The 16,718-nt window shown below is 43.0% G+C and carries 15 protein-coding genes; 3 read left to right on the forward strand and 12 right to left on the reverse strand.

Annotated features, from left to right (window positions below):
* Positions 1-451: 451 nt before the first annotated feature.
* The 5 genes from buk to DFR58_RS11375 all read right to left on the reverse strand — a co-directional run bounded on the left by buk (position 452) and on the right by DFR58_RS11375 (position 5,338).
* Positions 452-1,567, reverse strand: a complete 1,116-nt coding sequence (gene buk, locus DFR58_RS11355) for a butyrate kinase (protein WP_114298071.1) — start codon at positions 1,565-1,567, stop codon at positions 452-454.
* Between the two features lie 19 nt (positions 1,568-1,586).
* Complete coding sequence (locus tag DFR58_RS11360) at positions 1,587-2,585, reverse strand: phosphate acyltransferase (protein WP_114297970.1); 999 nt, start codon at positions 2,583-2,585, stop codon at positions 1,587-1,589.
* Positions 2,586-2,626: 41 nt separating this feature from the next.
* Positions 2,627-3,001, reverse strand: a complete 375-nt coding sequence (gene acpS / locus DFR58_RS11365) for a holo-ACP synthase (RefSeq protein ID WP_114298072.1) — start codon at positions 2,999-3,001, stop codon at positions 2,627-2,629.
* A 293-nt stretch (positions 3,002-3,294) separates the two neighbouring features.
* Positions 3,295-5,031: a CocE/NonD family hydrolase gene (locus tag DFR58_RS11370; protein WP_114297971.1), complete on the reverse strand. Its 1,737-nt coding sequence runs from the start codon at positions 5,029-5,031 to the stop codon at positions 3,295-3,297.
* A 61-nt stretch (positions 5,032-5,092) separates the two neighbouring features.
* Positions 5,093-5,338 carry an acyl carrier protein gene (locus DFR58_RS11375; protein WP_114297972.1) on the reverse strand — a complete coding sequence of 82 codons (246 nt, stop codon included), beginning with the start codon at positions 5,336-5,338 and terminating at the stop codon, positions 5,093-5,095.
* A gap of 268 nt (positions 5,339-5,606) precedes the next feature.
* Between DFR58_RS11375 and DFR58_RS11380 the strand changes: the two genes are divergently transcribed.
* From DFR58_RS11380 to DFR58_RS11390, 3 genes are all read left to right on the forward strand, one after another.
* Positions 5,607-7,160 (forward strand): PucR family transcriptional regulator, encoded by a 1,554-nt coding sequence (locus tag DFR58_RS11380; RefSeq protein ID WP_114297973.1) that lies wholly within the window; start codon positions 5,607-5,609, stop codon positions 7,158-7,160.
* A gap of 158 nt (positions 7,161-7,318) precedes the next feature.
* A complete protein-coding gene (locus DFR58_RS11385; protein ID WP_114297974.1) occupies positions 7,319-8,500 on the forward strand; it encodes an MFS transporter in 1,182 nt (393 codons plus the stop codon).
* Between the two features lie 13 nt (positions 8,501-8,513).
* Complete coding sequence (locus tag DFR58_RS11390; protein ID WP_114297975.1) at positions 8,514-9,365, forward strand: AraC family transcriptional regulator; 852 nt, start codon at positions 8,514-8,516, stop codon at positions 9,363-9,365.
* Between the two features lie 159 nt (positions 9,366-9,524).
* Here the strand turns inward: DFR58_RS11390 and DFR58_RS11395 are convergent, their stop codons facing one another.
* The 7 genes from DFR58_RS11395 to DFR58_RS11425 form a co-directional block, all read right to left on the reverse strand.
* A complete protein-coding gene (locus DFR58_RS11395; RefSeq protein WP_114297976.1) occupies positions 9,525-10,703 on the reverse strand; it encodes a Gfo/Idh/MocA family protein in 1,179 nt (392 codons plus the stop codon).
* A 41-nt stretch (positions 10,704-10,744) separates the two neighbouring features.
* Positions 10,745-11,671 (reverse strand): sugar phosphate isomerase/epimerase family protein, encoded by a 927-nt coding sequence (locus tag DFR58_RS11400; RefSeq protein WP_114297977.1) that lies wholly within the window; start codon positions 11,669-11,671, stop codon positions 10,745-10,747.
* 13 nt (positions 11,672-11,684) lie between these two features.
* The gene (locus DFR58_RS11405) at positions 11,685-12,650 is read right to left on the reverse strand and encodes a sugar phosphate isomerase/epimerase family protein (protein WP_114297978.1); all 966 of its coding nucleotides are present in this window, start codon (positions 12,648-12,650) and stop codon (positions 11,685-11,687) included.
* A gap of 491 nt (positions 12,651-13,141) precedes the next feature.
* Positions 13,142-13,804 carry a nuclear transport factor 2 family protein gene (locus tag DFR58_RS11410; protein ID WP_114297979.1) on the reverse strand — a complete coding sequence of 221 codons (663 nt, stop codon included), beginning with the start codon at positions 13,802-13,804 and terminating at the stop codon, positions 13,142-13,144.
* 51 nt (positions 13,805-13,855) lie between these two features.
* The gene (locus DFR58_RS11415; RefSeq protein ID WP_207659220.1) at positions 13,856-14,812 is read right to left on the reverse strand and encodes an ABC transporter ATP-binding protein; all 957 of its coding nucleotides are present in this window, start codon (positions 14,810-14,812) and stop codon (positions 13,856-13,858) included.
* The gene (locus DFR58_RS11420) at positions 14,809-15,795 is read right to left on the reverse strand and encodes an ABC transporter ATP-binding protein (RefSeq protein ID WP_114297980.1); all 987 of its coding nucleotides are present in this window, start codon (positions 15,793-15,795) and stop codon (positions 14,809-14,811) included. The genes DFR58_RS11415 and DFR58_RS11420 overlap by 4 nt, the downstream gene beginning before the upstream one ends.
* A 10-nt stretch (positions 15,796-15,805) precedes the next feature.
* The gene (locus DFR58_RS11425; protein WP_114297981.1) at positions 15,806-16,717 is read right to left on the reverse strand and encodes an ABC transporter permease; all 912 of its coding nucleotides are present in this window, start codon (positions 16,715-16,717) and stop codon (positions 15,806-15,808) included.
* Between the last annotated feature and the right edge of the window lies 1 nt (position 16,718).

Consider the following 16,718-nt stretch of genomic DNA (forward strand, 5'->3'; position numbering starts at 1 on the left):
TTTCACCCGTAAGGAATACATCTAAGAAAAGCGCCTGATGACATACCCGTGAGACATTTCCCCGCAAGGCGTCTTTTCGTTGTAGTTAAAAATTTCTGTAAGCAATTATATCCTCCATGTTTGTAAAATCTTTATTGCATCCTATATAGAATTATCTTGATAATTTAATTATAAAAATAAATTCTATCGCCAGCTTGCCACTTCTTAAGTTAATATAGACAAATTTTGTCCTTAGAAATAAACTTTTCAGATGTTATAGTAGCGATAAAGATTTTACATGGAGGATATAACTTGATGGAAGAAATTTTTTTGACCCGTAAGGAATACATCTAAGAAAAGTGAATGAATGCTCGGACCCTAGAGACATTTCCCCCAAATTCATCTTTTCGTTGCTATTAAAAATTTCTGTAAGCAATTATATCCTCTATGTTTGTAAAATCTTTATCGCATCCTATATAGCATTTTTTTCAAAGCTGCTCCAAACGGGAATTCCAGTATAATCTTTTGCTTCCTCCACGCCTGTAAGCACCCTCAAGGCACCACTAGCCAGAGCCTCCATTTCAAACTCCCCGGCCATCACCTTAACCGGAGCGATATACTTAACCCTTTCAGTGACCTGCTCAACTAAATACCGGTCGTTTGCAATCCCTCCAGTCAGAATTATTACATCTACATTTCCCTTTAAGACAGTGGCATAGGCTCCTATATTTTTTGCTATTTGATAAATCATCGCATCATATATCAGCTTTGCATATTGATCTCCTTCTTCAATGCGCCCCAAAATCTCCTTCACATCCGACGTTCCCAGATGATCAACAAGTCCCCCTGATTTTGTAATGCGGGCATACATTTCCTTTTCAGTAAATTTGCCGGAAAAGCACATTTTAATCAGAGCGTTAGCAGGTATGGAGCCTGCTCTGGTGGGAGCCATAGGCCCGTCGCCGTTTACAATATCATTTGAATCTACCATAAGCCCCCTTCTGTGAGCGGTTACCGATACTCCGCCACCTATATGGGCAATAACCAGATTTACCTCCTCATAGCTTTTTCCTATGCCTACGGCATACCTGATACCTATTTCTTTTTGATTCAGAGCATGAATTCTGCTCTCTCTGAAAACCTCAGACATACCTGTAACTCTGGCAATGGAATCAAATTCATCAACATCGGGAGGATTTACAACATACGCCTCCCCGCCATAGGTACATGCAAAATCATATGCCAACTGGCTTCCCAGTATTGCCGGATGCTTTACAGTAAACCCAACTCTTGCATGATTAAGAAGAGTTTCATTTATTGTATATGTCCCTCCTGATAGTGAAACCAGCCCGCCTCCACGCCCTACGAAAGCATTTGTGCCTTCAAGGCTGATGCTGCTTTTTTCAAGCTCTGAAAGAATAGTTTCCTTGCGATAGTCAAATTGGTCGCTTATCTCAGGAAACTCCTTAAGCTTAGATGCGTCATGAGAAACGTTTGACGAGAAAATAAGCCTATCGTTTTCAAACAGAGCAACCTTTGTAGAGGTTGAACCGGGATTTATTGCAAACAGTTTATATTTTTTATCCATGCTGATCCCCTTCATACACTTATTTACCCGCCCTTACCACAAGCATGACAAGATTGCCGACTATTTCATCCACCGGAGCACTTCTTGAAAAATCCGTTACGGGCTTTGCAAAGCCTTGCAGCAGCGGGCCATGCGCGAGAGCGTTTCCGAAGGTTTGTATAAGCTTTACGCCTATGTTGCCTGCGTTTAAATCAGGAAATACAATTATGTTGGCACGGCCTGCAACACCGCTTTCTCTCTTTACCTTTTTAGCGGCCACCATTGGGTTTAATGCGGCATCAAGCTGGAATTCCCCGTCTATGGCAAGGTCAGGCCTGCGCTCATTAGCAAGCCTTACGGCCTCCACCACCTTTTCTGTAATTTCATGCTGGCCGCTGCCGTCGGTAGAAAAGCAGATCAGCGCCGCTCTTGGCTCCCAGCCAAGCAAGCTTTTCATTGTATCTGAAGATGTACATGCAATATCCGCAAGCTCCGAAGCATTTGGGTTTTGACAAACCGCGCAGTCCGTAATAGCAAGCAGATTGCCTTCAGAGCCCTGATAACCCGGAGCTTCAACTATACCTATGCTGGATATTGTGCTAATCCCTTCCTCCATGCCGATAAACATCTGACTTGCAAGTATAACCTCACCCGTCGTATGGTCAATACCTGCGGCAAGACAATCGGCTCTTCCTATTTTGACCATAGCCGCGGCAAAATTCAAAGGAGCTTTAAGCTTTCTGTTTAAGGTTTTCTCGGTAAGCTCGCTGCTTACCGCCAAATATGACCGAACAGTGTCGACCAGTATTGTTTCGTCTGTATTATCGATATAATCAAACCCGTCAGTTGATATATTAAGCCCCGCTGCTAAGCCCTCGGCTGTCCCTTTTTTACTTACAAGGATGGGATAAGCAATTCCCATATCCTTAATCCTTCTTGCAGCCTGAATAACCTTTTCATTTTCCGCTTCGGGAAAAATAATTCTTTTTGGAGCAGCCTTTGCTCTCTCCAAAAGCCTGCTCATAAAATCTGTACCCATTTTAAACTCTCCTCGTATAATTTCAGGATAAATAAGCTTCTCTATCTTTGCGCGACAGCAAATGCAGACACATACTCCGTTTCATATGAAATGGATACCATTACGCTGCTTACTCCTTTACTCTCGGCTACTTGCTTAAGCTTTCCGAACAATTGCACAGCAGGCTGCCCAAATTCATTATTGATAATTTCTATCTCAGTCAAATCGACAAAGCTTCCATCTATGCCTAAGGTTTTAAAAACGGCCTCCTTAGCTGCAAACCTTGTTGCAAAATACATTGCGGGGTCTGGCCTCAATGCCGCCTGCTCCCGCTCCTCCAATGTAAAGGTCTTTCTTAGAAAAGCGCTGTAGCCGTCACTTAAGGCGTTTCTTATACGTTCAATCTTTAAAATGTCCGTTCCAATACCAACCACCATACCGCACCCCTTTTTTCCGCCGTATATTATATAACGGCGGCTAAGACAGTTAACCACCGTATATAATGAATTCCAAGCTTCTATATAAGTCACGATAAAGATTTTACATGGAGGATATAAATTGCTGGAAGAAATTTTTTTGACCCGTAAGGAATACATCTAAGAAAAGCGCCTGATGACATACCCGTGAGACATTTCCCCGCAAGGCGTCTTTTCGTTGCTATTAAAAATTTCTGTAAGCAATTATATCCTCTATGTTTGTAAAATCTTTATCGCATCATATACATTTCAGTTTAGCGATATATATAGTCTCCGGCCTGATACCTAGGAGGTATAACCGGTATTTGCAGGAATGAATCGTACTTGCCGCCTGTATGAATCACATGGCTCCCTTTGTTGTCAGTTTCCCATTCAAGCCTCTCAAACCAGCCCTCGCGGATATAACGTCCCGCTAAATGCAGGCGAAGCTGCTGTCCCTTGTGCCATATTCTGCTGTGCGGCCATATTTCTATTTCCACCGGGACAATTTCTCCAGGTTTTAGCTTTTCTTCCTTGCGGTGGGCCTGAACAGGCTGATAGTCTGTTGAAAGCTTGGGATCAAGCTCCCTGCGCGAAACTCTCATTTTGCCCCACGCACCGGGGTGAGGCTCACCCAATACCTTTGTCGGTATAAAATTACCCTCATCATCCAGCTTTTGAATTGTAACAAATATGTCCATATCGTCATGTCCGTCTGCCTCCACCCATGCATGGAGCTTCATGAACCCGGTAATTTCCGTAGTCTCTTCAAATTTTATATCAAAAGTAACCTCACCTGTATTGCCATCATAGCAAGCCTTGGACTCTACGCCGCTCTCTTCAAATGAAAGAGACTTTTTCTCCGCGTTAAGATAGAGCTTTTTGTATTGAGTTCTGGCAAGAGGAAACTCCTTTTCCGGGCGGTTTGTCTGATAGTCATAATCATAGGCATCCATAACCTCCAGGCGTATTTTAGGCGTCAGCTCCCAACCATTGCGTATGCCCTTAAGATAGCGGTCGAAGAATCGCCTTAAATCCTCAAGCCCTTCAGAGCAGTATGCATCCGGCCACTCAAACTCCCTGTGCGCGCGCAGCCATTTCTTTGTTGAGCGTATTTTTTTGAAACCGTTAATTGCCCCGCGAAGGTGGAAATGGCTCCAGCTTGCCGTTATGTAAGCCGGCACCCTTACCTTTTCAAACTTCGCAATCTTATCCTCCCAGTAAGCATTCATGAGAGGGTATTTCTGAGCCATAGCTATCATATCGTCAATATAGCCCTCCCCGGTGGTAAACCCTACAACACCCTCCATAAAGGCATATGCGGGAATACCGCCGTCAAACGCCGACTCTCTGTATACGTCGCCGGTGCCTTCCCAGGGAGCTATACACGCCAGATGCGGAGGCTGCTCCGCCGCTATTCTCCATTGTGTCATGGCAACTCCCGAATTGCCGCTCATACCCACCTTACCATTGCACCAGTATTGACTTGCCAGCCATTCTATAAAATCATATCCGTCACGGGCATCCTGTGTGCCAAATACCTGCAAATCACCCTCCGAGTGCCCGCAGCCTCTTAAGTCAACATTTGCCACAGCGTATCCACGATGGCACCAATAGCCCGGATCGGGGGATTCAAATTTAGCCATGTTTGAAACAGTTCCCGGCGGCACCCCCATTATCTTCCATTCATCCTGACCGTCACCGGGACGCTTTCCGAAAAAGCTCCATGATATTATGGCAGGTATATCGGTCATCCCTTCAGGGCGGTATATATCCGCATATATGATTACTCCATCCCTCATTTTTACAGCAACGTCCTGCTCGCATATAATTCCCGGCTCCGCAATGTAAGTACGCTGGTTAAATTCCGGGCAAAAGGCAAAGGTAACCTCGCCATTGTTCGCTTCAATTTCTTCCTTTGTGAGAGGCTTTCTTGCCTTTCGGTAAATACACTCTATTTCCTCATCGCCGAATTTAATTTTTTTGGTTATTCTCTCAAAATTTTCAGCCATTTTGTACCCCTTTCAGTATTATATATAGCTTTGAATTATTTATCAAAGTAGAACTCTGCTATCAGCCGCAAAGACCTGCAACGTAATCAGCAGCCTCACCTAACGTCTTTTTTCTTCTGAATTCCATAAAATTAATCTCTGCGCCGTACTCATCCTCTAATACCGCAATAATTTTTACATAATCCACCGACTTGGCATCCAGCTCTTCCACAAACATAGTGCCTCCGTTCAAGCTGCCGGCATCCTTTTTAAAAAGTTCTGAAGCTTTTTTGATGATTAATTCCAATACCTCTTCATTTAAATTCATGATGATATTTACCTCTTTTCTTTTGAAAGTTTCAGATTTTAGATTTTTAACACAATGAACCGATAGGGTAATATTATGAATTTCGTGCTTCCCATTGCTTACGTTATCTTAATTGTATATAATTAAATAAGCTTATTCATCGTATTGCCGCACAAATTTCTATGCATAATTACTGCTTTGATTGTGTTGAGAACACAAAGGATATTTTCACGCTTCCATAGCAGGAGAATATAGACATATTTAGGTTTAATTATAAAGGAATGATAATATGGATTTACACCTTTTAATAACCCGCTTAGGCGATATGCAGTTTGAAATACGTGTTGAATCTGACTTTGCAGTGGAGCTGCTCGGGTATAAAATGCTGTCTAAAGGACAACAGGTTTTTTTACCGCATATAATTTATTATGGGTATGCGTCACAGCTTCCTGAAGTCTTGCCTGATGACACTGTTATTAATATAATCAGCTATTGTGACGTGGAAATTCGTTCGGATTTTTTTACTAAAAACAATTTAAATCTTATTTTGATTAAAAAGGATTTTGACGCAGAGCTTATTTTTGAAAAGCTGCAGCAGTTATTTATAGAAGACCAGCAAATTATATCCGATATGAAGCTGCTGCTCGACGCGCTGTTTTCGGAAATGGGGCTGCAATACATAACCGACGTTGCTTCAGCCATATTTGAAAACCCTGTTTTTATAGTCGATACAAGCTTTAAATACATCGCAAAATCAAAAATGGTACTTACTAATGATCCTGACCTGCAGGAGGAATTAAATCTCGGTTATATACTTGATAAAAACGTTCAGAGCATTAAAAAAAGCCGTTTGGATGAAAAGGTGAGAAAGAACAATTATCCCTTTTACTTAAGCAATAAAGCCACAGGCAAGGGTATGCTGATTGTAGCGGTCAGTATTCATCAGATTGAGGTAGCCCATATTGCACTTTACGAGCTTAATAGAAAATTTTCTGAAAATGACTATAAGCTGTTATACAACCTTGGAAACATTGTCTCGCAGGAGCTGCAAAAAAATGAGCTGTACAAGGAAAACAAGGGCCTTGTATACTCAAATTTACTCGCCGATATGCTGGAAAATAAGGTAGGCAATATAAAGGACATACATCAAAGATTCCGCGTGCTGGGATATACATTAAAAGAAAACCTCTATGTTCTGGCAACAAGCCCAAAAGGCTACAAATCCTCCAAGGCAAGGCACAATATCGCAGAACAGCTGATAAGGCTTTTGCCGGGGAGCATATATGTTATATACCGGGATACCATAGTGCTTCTTTTAAGCCGTCCTAAAAATACTCATATAACTGAATATGAGTTCCAAGAGCTGGAAGCGTACCTTAGTAATATAAATCAAATAGCAGGCCTTAGCATATGCTTTTCAGACATATGGGAAATCCAGAGATATTACAAGCAGGCTCTTAAGGCCTCTGAGCTTGGCGTGAAGCTAAATGACAGTAAATATATATTTAAATATGAAAATTATTCGATATTTCATATGATAGAATTATGCGGCGAGCATGAAAACCTTTGGAATTTCTGCTGTCCGACAGTGCGTGTACTATTGGAATACGATAAAAAAAACGATACGGTCTTGCTGAAAACACTGTATCATTACTTAAAGAACCTGAAAAACCCCACAAAGACATCCGCAGAGCTGCACATTCATAAAAATACCCTTTTTTACAGGGTAGATAAAATCAAAAATATAATAGGAAGCAATTTGGAAAATGGCGATGAGCTGGCAGAAATCCTGATATCTGTAAAGATACTGTTTTATTTGGGCGAAAGCGCAGACCTGAAATAATATCTCTCATATACTTATAATTTCTCATGTCTAAAATTACCTTGAACAAATTCTGTCCATGTAAAAATAATAAATGGCAAGACAATTGTATTTTTAATAATGTATATTAATAGCTATCAATTCTATGTTTAACCTTGTGAAAGGATACAGGAGCAGCTATGAAAAAATATACATTAATGCTTTCCATTCTCTCCATATCAATGCTTCAAGCAATTATTTCAGGCATATCGCCTGTTCTTGCCGACATAAAAAGGGCGTTCCCTGATGTCAGTGAGGTATTGGTTATGCAGCTGCTTTCGCTGCCGTTTATTTTTACTGTTCCTGCTTCTCTTATCAGCGGAAAGCTTTCGGAAAAGCTTTCTAAAAAAACAATTCTGCTATTTGGAATTACACTTACTACCGTTAGCGGAATAATCCCCATGTTTGTCAGCAATTTTTATTTGATACTCATTGTCCGTATTTTTACAGGGATTGGTGTTGGTTTGGTTATTCCTTTTATGGTAAGTCTTATTGTCGATTTTTTTGAGGGCTCCGAAAGAGAATATCTGTTTGGAATACAAGGAACCTTCGTATGCATTGGCTCCATTACTTATTACGTATTGGGGGGCTTGCTCGGCGCCATCAACTGGCATTTGAACTTTTCTATTTTTTTCATAGGGCTTTTGGTTATTACTTTGGTTATGCTTTACCTGCCCGGTAAGGATAAGCATGAAAACAAGGCTGAAAACAAAAGCACAGCCCTTATTTCTAAAAGGCAGCTTGTTATTTGCTTTCTGGTGTTTGCAGCAGCCTTACTCATTTCGGTATTCACCGCTAGGCTTTCCTTCTTAATTACAGGCGAAGGAATAGGAAATGCGGCCACAACAGGTATTATTACTATGTTTACCAGTGTAGGCGGGTTAATGGCCGGACTTTATTTCGGAAAGCTTTCCAGAATTTTAAACCGCTTTGTGGTTACTTTGGCCATTTTTCTGGCGGGGCTGGGTATATTTATAGCCGCCAATACACACCAAGCCGGCATAATGATGCTTGCGGCATTAATATTAGGCTCAGGCTCGGCGCTTTCAGTCGCAGCTTTCATGAGCATGATCGCTTCAGCCTCCTCCGGGGCATCCAACACATTTGTAACGGCAGTTTTTATGTCATCTATAAGTCTGGGCATGTCAGGGGCGCCCATTTTCACTTCAGTATTAAGCCATCTGGTGCCTTCTTTTTCCGCCAGAGGAATCTACACCTTAACCGCGGTTCTTTTATTTTTATATTCCCTGATGTCATTTTTAATAATTTCCATAGCTAAAAAGAAAAGCTTTGTGTCACAAAACTATATTAATAAAGCATAGGAGGTAACTGATTATGGCATTCTATGAAAACACAGGCTACTCTCCAAACTTCCCAATTATTGCAAAGAAGCTCACCGATGCTACCTCTCTTCCCCACTGGCATCCAGAATATGAGCTCTCGCTGGTGTGCGAAGGAAGCGTCGGTATGGGAAGAAATTCGGAATACAGGGTATTGAAAAAGGGTGATATAGCCTTTTGCGGTGTGGGAGATCTTCATTATTTTAACAGTAAAGGTATGCACTCAACTGTTGTGACAATCATTTTTCGCCCTGAGCTTTTGGGGAATGCAGTTGATTTGTCAGCATATAAGCAGTCTACAATTCCCTTATTGGATAGTGCCGCAGTGGAAGAATTAAAATTGGAAGCATCCGCTCTTAATGAAATGACATACTGCATAGACTCCATTTATAAAGAGATGAGCGCACAAAGACATGATTACAAGCTATTTGTCAAAGCAGACCTAATAAAGCTTTTTGGATTATTCTCAAGGCATATACCCAAGTCGGCTATTGAGCTAGATGGAAATACAGCCGGCCCAAGAAGTATAACGCTGGTTCAAAGCGCTATGAAATATATAGAAAATAATTATTCGCAGGATATATCCCTGGACGAAATTTCCGAGTATCTTAAAATCAGCCCTTTTTATTTCTCACGGATTTTTAGCAGCGTTACCGGCTTAACCTATAAAAATTACCTTAATAAAACAAGGGTGGAAAAAGCACATAACCTTTTAGAGACTACGACAATGTCCGTTACCGATATAGCCTATGAATGCGGCTATAACAGCCTCCGCACCTTTAACCGGGCCTTCAAGGAGCTTAAAGGCTCTACTCCTTCCAGCCTCAGACATGCGGCGGATCTTTAGCAGCCCTTTCTGCCGTCTCCGGCTATCAATGTGGAAGTGAGAGGTGAGAGGTGAGAAATGAGAAGTGAGATGATTCTAAATATCTAAAAGGGGAAATCATAACCGTTTGAACGGCTTCACGATTTCCCCTTTAAATTAATAAAGGTTTTTAAATAGATATTAGTCCAATTCTCCCATTGACAAGCCTACAGGCATTGAGTCGGGTCTTTCACAGGTGCTCTTCATATTATATACGGTGCCTTCTTTTGCGGATATATCAAAGCTTATAAGTGCTTCAAGCACATGATATGCAAGCTCTGCGTTTGTTCTATGCCTCCTGCCGTTGACTATGGCATAAGCCATATCCAGTATTCCTAAGCCCCTGCTGTTGTGAACATAATAGTACGGCATAGGTACTTCCTTATATAAATCCGCTACTTCAGGCGAGTGGAATTTCATCACCGCTTCTCCGGTACTAAGTCCATCGACGGCCGCAATCATGCTTTCTCCTCTTATGATCTTAACGGGCCCTCCGAACATGTTGGGATCGGGAACGGCCATTGAACCGTCGGTGCCATGTATTTCTATGCACGGCAGCTTTGATTTCCACATATCAAAGCTCATGTTTATATTTGCCACTACTCCGCTTTCAAACTCCATGATGCCCGAATAGTGTGTAAGCACTTCTACATCTATTACCTTCCCCTTAAGAGGCGAGGTGCTTGTAATTGTCCTCTGGTCATAGGATTTTTTCGCAAAGCACATAGTCCTTTTAATAGGCCCCAGAAGAGAAACCAGTGCCGTTATATAATACGGCCCCATATCCATCATGGGCCCTGCTCCCTTTTTATAGTAAAACTCAGGAGCAGGATGCCATGCCTCATGGCCGTGGCAAACCATATTGGCAGTTACAACAAGCGGCTTTCCTATCCAGCCTTCGTCCAGAGCCTTTCTGCAGGTCTGTATGCCGGCTCCCATGAATGTATCGGGTGCGTTTCCAACAAGCAGTCCCTTAGCCGCCGCTAATTCAGCAATCTTCCTTCCTTCTTCCATTGTAAGAGCCAGCGGTTTTTCACAATACACATGCTTACTGGCGTTCAACACCGCCATATTTACTTCATAATGCGCCGCCGGTATGGTAAGATTCACTACAATCTCAATTTCGGAATCGCAGAGTAATTCCTCTACACTGCAGGCCTTGGGGATTTTAAACCTTTCAGCAGCTTCCCTTGCCTTTTCAACAAACATATCGGCACATGCTGCCACCTCCAAATGTTTGTTGAATCTTGTTGTCATATTGGTCAAATAAATGCCGCTTATCACTCCGCAGCCTATAATTCCAACCTTAACCCTTCTCATGGCTTAAGACCTCCTTATCTTCAACGAAAAGTATTTTTATACTATTTATAAATAGGTGAAAGCTCATGGTCGATGTACCACTTTGTAAGCACCATGGATGCCAGCAAATCAGGAGTTCCGTCAGTTTCTATGGTTACCCAGCCCTTTTGATTGTATTTCTTCAGCAGCTTCCACAAGCTCTTGAAATCCAAGTCGCCCTCACCCGGCTCCCAAAACCAGCGATGGCCGTCAGGCTGAATTTCTGGGTCCTGAGAATGTCTTACGCTGTCGGGGAGAGGCGCCGAAGCGGTATCCTTCAAATGGAAGGTCTTTACCCTGTCATGGTATTTATCGTAAAACTCAACCGGGTCAATTCCCATGAGAGCCACCTGAGCCGTATCAAGACAGTAAAATACATACCGCGGGTCTGTCATTTCCAAAAATTGATTATGATTCTCCGTGTTTGTGGCACAAAAAAATTCATTGTGCAGGCAAACCGATATCCCTTTGTCAAGAGCCCTTTTTCCTATTTCATCAACCACCTCGGCAATAGCCTTTAATTGCTCGGTGGACAAAGGGCCTACTCTGTTGTAATTGGCAACAGGGCATAAATTGATAAGCTCACCGCCAAAGGCATAGGTATCGTCAATTATTTCCTGAGCCTCCTCAATCATCGCCTTATGCTGAGATCTGTCGAACGATTCCCCCAGCCCGTGAAACATACCCGATATTCCCTCAAGGCCTCTTTCTTTTATGAAGTCCACGAAGTTCTGAATTGACCCGAAGAGTGTTTTCATCTGATGGCGCTCGAAGGGCATCAGCTCTATTCCCTTATATCCGGCTCCGACATGATATTTGACTATCTTGTCCCAGTCAGAGAAATATGCCTTGTTGCTGCGGTCTATATAATAGAAATCTCTGAAATTCTCTATCTTTTTATACGGTATCAGCTTCCAGTGCATCATATATGAGTATTTTAAATTTTCCATTTTACATGCCCCCTTACGCCTTCAAAATTACATTGTCCAGATGATACCTCATCCTGAGCAATGCTCTCATAACATCAGCCGTTTGTCTGCAGCTGCAAATCACCCAGCCGTTATACCCACACTCTTTAAGAGTGTTATATATGCCCGGTAAATCCACCTTGCCCTGCCCCATATCGCAGAAAACCTTCTGAGTGCCGGTTGCAGGATATTCGGGATTAAATTTTTTGTAGTAATCCTCAACGTCTTCAAATGCTGTGTCGCAAAATTGCACACAGTCCAGTCTGTCCTTGTATTTCTTTATTATATCCGCAGGGTTTGTGCGTCCTATGGAAAGATGTGCTGTATCTGCGCTGTAGCCTACAAGCCCCGGTTCAAGCACCTTAAGGAAGTCATCTATCCTCCCGCCGTGGGCAAGACTCCAGAATTCATTCTTTATAGCAAGCTTCACACCGCTTTTTGAAGCTATTTCACCCAGCTTGGCAAGAGTCTCATTTGTCCTTTTCAGAAAGTCCTCTACCCATACCGGCCATTCGCCCTGTCCCACGCTTACATTAAGCTGAAGCTCCCCTATATCGGGAGTAGGGGTAACAATTACCGTTTTTGTTCCGGCCTGTGCCGCGAACTCCACTGCCTGTACGGCAAAATGCATAAATGCCCCGAAATACCTGTCAAGATCCTTTCCAATGAACATGGTAGGATTGAAATGAATGCTCGCAATTTCTTCTATACCTGAGTTGTTCAAGAATTCAACATATTTCTTTACTGATCCGTATGCAGCCTTTACCGTGTACAAGGTAAAGGGTATCCCTGTACGCCCTCCAAAATCCCAATACGGTTCGTAAGGAAGCTCAATCCCCTTAAACCCCGCAGCAGATATCATCTTATACAGCTCTTCCCAATAGTACTGGCTTTCCCTCTTGTTACGGTTCGGCTCCTGATAGCGCAGGTCAACCAAATCCAGACTACAGCCTATTTTCATATGTGAACGCTCCTCTCCGTTATATTATTGTTGCCCCGAGCCAAAATTTATAATGGCAATTTTATTAACTGATTATAGCTTATCATAGTCCCCAATTTCAGGCGTGTCATAACATTACCTTTGTAAGACATTTTTTGTGGCTCTTTATTTGAATAATTGGCTTAAAGAAAAGAGAGGGGTCAGGGGTGAGACAATTGTTTTAATGAAAAAATGGCAGCTTGAAAATTGTTACTATATATTTGTGTAATACCTGCAAATTATATAATAACATATTATTTTATAAATAAATTCACCCGTAAAATAATTAGGGTATATAATAATTGTAAATAATTTTTCAGCACTTAACAATGATGCAAATTTCACATTTATTCAGATTTTTTAAGATTCTCACACTGCGGGAAAGACAGCTTGAGCAAAATAAAGAGAGTATCCCTCACTACCGAAAAAGTAGTTTCGAGACACTCCCTTTAGCCTTAAGCCAAAATATGCGATTATTTTTTTACCCAGAAATCCTTTAGATCCTCCTCAGAATTGTATCGGCGAGGAGGCTCAAAGAACATATTAGTCGTCTTTTCACATCCAAAGAACGTAGGCTCGAAGGTCGAAGACCTGTCAGCTTCAGGGCGTCCGTCGTTTGCAATCTGGCTTCCCAGCTTGACCCTGTCCAGCTCAACCCACGAGTGGTGGTAATCACACAACAGCAAATGAGGTATTCTGAAATGCCAGAATTTCCATTCTCCGTTCACTTTTATAAAATCAATTGCATACATTCCCCATACCCAAAAGGCCTCCGGCTCTTTTGTACCGGCATCCTTGCGGCCTTCGGCACCGGGCGACAGCCACAGTCCGCGCGCAGTCTTACCGTCGGCTGCAACCTCTACTATATCAGTTGTCAGCAGGTGGAGCGCAAACATGCCTTTTCCGTCGCCCTCCATGGAATGATGCCATTCCACAAAAAATTTCTCAATACCTTTAGGGCCGTCAAATACTCCGAAGCCCTCGCAGTCTATCCAAATATCATCACGATCAGCAAACATTCCAGGGACATTTTCCCATGCACGTCCATATCCGTAATATACATAACGGGCCATAAGCTTTTTTATTTCCTGCACATCCCACAGCTCTTTAACCTTTTGTTCAAATGTCGGTTCCATTTTTACACCACCTATAAAAAATAAATACTGACAGCTTTTTGCAGAGCCGCGTCAATTATACAAATGGCAGGCCACAAAATGCTTTTCCTTAACTTCAATAAATTCAGGCATCTCCTTAAAGCAACGCTCAGTGGCTTTAGGGCAGCGCGCCGCAAAACGGCAGCCCTCCGGCGGGTCAATAGGCGAAGTCACTTCGCCCTTCATAATCTCTGCCTCTTTCCCCTTGTGCGATATATCGGGAATAGGTATTGCCGAAAGAAGTGCCTTGGTGTATGGGTGCAGAGGATCCTCAAAAAGGCTGTCCGAGCTTGTCATTTCAACCATCTTACCCAAATAAAGTACAAGTATATCGTCGCTTATATGCTTTACAACCGATAAATCGTGAGTAATAAAGATATATGTGAGGCCCAGCTTATCCTTCAGGTTCATCATCAGGTTTAAAATCTGTGCTTGTATTGATACATCCAGTGCCGACACCGGCTCGTCACAGACTATGAACTTGGGGTTAAGCGCAAGGGCACGCGCTATGCCAATACGCTGGCGGCGCCCACCGTCCAGCTCATGCGGATAGGTGTTAAAATACCTTCTGTCAAGGCCTACAATTTCCATGAGCTCGGCAACCCTTTCAGTGCGCTCCTGCTTATTTTTGAAGACCTTGTGAATACACAGCGGCTCCTCAATAATTTGATACACTGTCATCTTGGGGTCAAGTGATGAGAAGGGATCCTGAAAGATTATCTGCATCTGTCGGCGAAGTGCCGTCATATCCTTTGGCTTTATATCAGTTATATCCTTACCGTCAAAAATAATTTTTCCGTCTGTAGAAGGTAGAAGCCTTAGTATCGTTCTTCCAAGAGTTGACTTTCCGCATCCGGATTCTCCGACGACGCCAAGGGTTTTTCCCTCACCAATTTTGAAGCTGACATCATCGACGGCATGCAGCATACCCTTTGGCGTTTCGAAATACTTTTTAAGATTTTTGCATTCAAGCAGTACTTTTTCGCTCACAGAATTGCACCCCCTTTGTCAAACTGATGACACTGTATCATATGTGTGCCGTTTATATACTTGGACGGATTATCGCCGCTTTGACAGTATTCTGAGCCTTTTGGGCAGCGGGGATGGAACTTGCAGCCGTCCGGCAGCTCTGAAGGGTGCGGAGTCAGCCCGTTTATCGGAGTCAGGCGTTTAGTGCGCTCTGTGATATTGGGAATGGAGTTAAAAAGCCCATTTGTATATGGATGATGAGGGCGGCTTTTATCAAACACATCCTCCAAAGTGCCATACTCCACTATCTCTCCGGCATACATTATAGCAACCTTATCGCAGAAGTTTGCCACAATGCCAAGGTCGTGCGTTATAAGCATAACGGATGAGCCCATTTCCTTTTGCAGCCCGCGCATCATTTTAATAACCTGGGCCTGTATTGTTACGTCTAGTGCTGTAGTAGGCTCATCCGCTATGAGTAGATCAGGGTTGCAGGCAATAGCTATTGCTATCATGACGCGCTGCTTCATGCCTCCCGAAAACTGATGGGCATATTCATTCTTTCTGGACGGCGGAATTCCAACGAGACTAAGGATGTTATCAACTCTTTGGTTTATTTCATGATGACTGATATTCCTGTTATGAAACCTTATGACATCCGCAATCTGAGAACCCACCCTAAAGACGGGGTTGAGACTGGTCATGGGGTCCTGAAATATCATTGATATACGGCTGCCCCGGATGGATCGGAGCTTCTTTTCGCTTGCGCCTTTCAGGTTTTCACCGTCAAATATGATTTCGCCCTCAACCGTTGAAGTGTATTTGGGCAGAAGGCCGAGTATTGACAGGGCAGTTGTAGTTTTACCCGCTCCCGTCTCGCCGACAAGGCCCAGCACCTCTCCTTTGTCTATTGACAGATTCACTTGGTTTACCGCTCTTGAGACTACCTTATCGGCAGTGTATCGTACGCTAAGGTTTTTAATTTCAAGCAATTTTTCTCCCATATTCTTTCTCCTATGCTCTGCCCTTGAGCTGCGGATCGAAAGCATCTCTCAGGCAGTCTCCTAAAGTATTGATTAGTAACGCAGATATGGCAAGCACCAAGCCGGGAACAAGAACCATATACTGGTTGCGCATCATGAAGTTGAGTCCGCTCGCAAGCATAGTTCCCCATTCAGGCGTAGGAGCCTTCACTCCCAGTCCGATAAAGCCTAATGTAGCGCCCATCATAATATTCATGGAAACCTGGGCTGTACCGTTAATTATCATAATGCTGGTAAGGTTCGGAAATAAATGTCTATACATTATATATGACGGTTTCCCTCCCAAAGCCACGGCAGATTCCACATAGTCCATCTTTGACAGCGTCAGTGCCACACTTCGCACCATTTTTGTATGCATGGGCAATCCTGAGAAAGTCAGCGCAACAATAAGCTGCGGCACCCCATTGCCAAGCGCGGCACATATTGCAAGAGCAACAACCAAGCCGGGTATGCAGCTTATTACATCTATAACACGCATGATTATATTGTCAACAATTCCCCCCAGCATAGAGCAGACGGAGGCCAATATTGCAGATATAAAAAGCGAAGAGGCCGCCGATATTAATCCAATCTGCAGCGCGGTACGGGTGCCGTGTATAATCCTGGCGAAGATGTCACGGCCGAAATTGTCTGTGCCAAGCAAATGTCCCGGGCTTCCCGGCGGCATTAATTTATCAGTCGCTATCTGCTTAATGGCCATCTCATACGGAACTATCAAATCTGCGAATATAGCGATTAAAATTAAAAGTGACACACCCACAAAGGCGATCATTGCCACAGGACGTGAGCTTAGCCGATGCCACACCTCTCTGCCCTGACTGTTTTTTGTACTTTTTTCCCTTTTAACCAGTTGTTCTGCGGCAGCTTTTTCAGTTTTCAGCATG

This window comes from Anaerobacterium chartisolvens (genome assembly GCF_003337415.1).
GTDB classification, from domain to species: Bacteria; Bacillota; Clostridia; order Acetivibrionales; family DSM-27016; genus Anaerobacterium; species Anaerobacterium chartisolvens.

Coding starts and splice junctions, on each gene's coding strand:
- DFR58_RS11405 (WP_114297978.1), bottom strand. CDS start 12,650: ATGAAAATAGGCTGTAGTCTGGATTTGGTTGACCTGCGCTATCAGGAG.
- DFR58_RS11385 (WP_114297974.1), top strand. CDS start 7,319: ATGAAAAAATATACATTAATGCTTTCCATTCTCTCCATATCAATGCTT.
- buk (WP_114298071.1), bottom strand. CDS start 1,567: ATGGATAAAAAATATAAACTGTTTGCAATAAATCCCGGTTCAACCTCT.
- DFR58_RS11395 (WP_114297976.1), bottom strand. CDS start 10,703: ATGAGAAGGGTTAAGGTTGGAATTATAGGCTGCGGAGTGATAAGCGGC.
- DFR58_RS11425 (WP_114297981.1), bottom strand. CDS start 16,717: ATGCTGAAAACTGAAAAAGCTGCCGCAGAACAACTGGTTAAAAGGGAA.
- DFR58_RS11390 (WP_114297975.1), top strand. CDS start 8,514: ATGGCATTCTATGAAAACACAGGCTACTCTCCAAACTTCCCAATTATT.
- DFR58_RS11375 (WP_114297972.1), bottom strand. CDS start 5,338: ATGAATTTAAATGAAGAGGTATTGGAATTAATCATCAAAAAAGCTTCA.
- DFR58_RS11400 (WP_114297977.1), bottom strand. CDS start 11,671: ATGGAAAATTTAAAATACTCATATATGATGCACTGGAAGCTGATACCG.
- acpS (WP_114298072.1), bottom strand. CDS start 3,001: ATGGTGGTTGGTATTGGAACGGACATTTTAAAGATTGAACGTATAAGA.
- DFR58_RS11410 (WP_114297979.1), bottom strand. CDS start 13,804: ATGGAACCGACATTTGAACAAAAGGTTAAAGAGCTGTGGGATGTGCAG.
- DFR58_RS11370 (WP_114297971.1), bottom strand. CDS start 5,031: ATGGCTGAAAATTTTGAGAGAATAACCAAAAAAATTAAATTCGGCGAT.
- DFR58_RS11380 (WP_114297973.1), top strand. CDS start 5,607: ATGGATTTACACCTTTTAATAACCCGCTTAGGCGATATGCAGTTTGAA.
- DFR58_RS11420 (WP_114297980.1), bottom strand. CDS start 15,795: ATGGGAGAAAAATTGCTTGAAATTAAAAACCTTAGCGTACGATACACT.
- DFR58_RS11360 (WP_114297970.1), bottom strand. CDS start 2,585: ATGGGTACAGATTTTATGAGCAGGCTTTTGGAGAGAGCAAAGGCTGCT.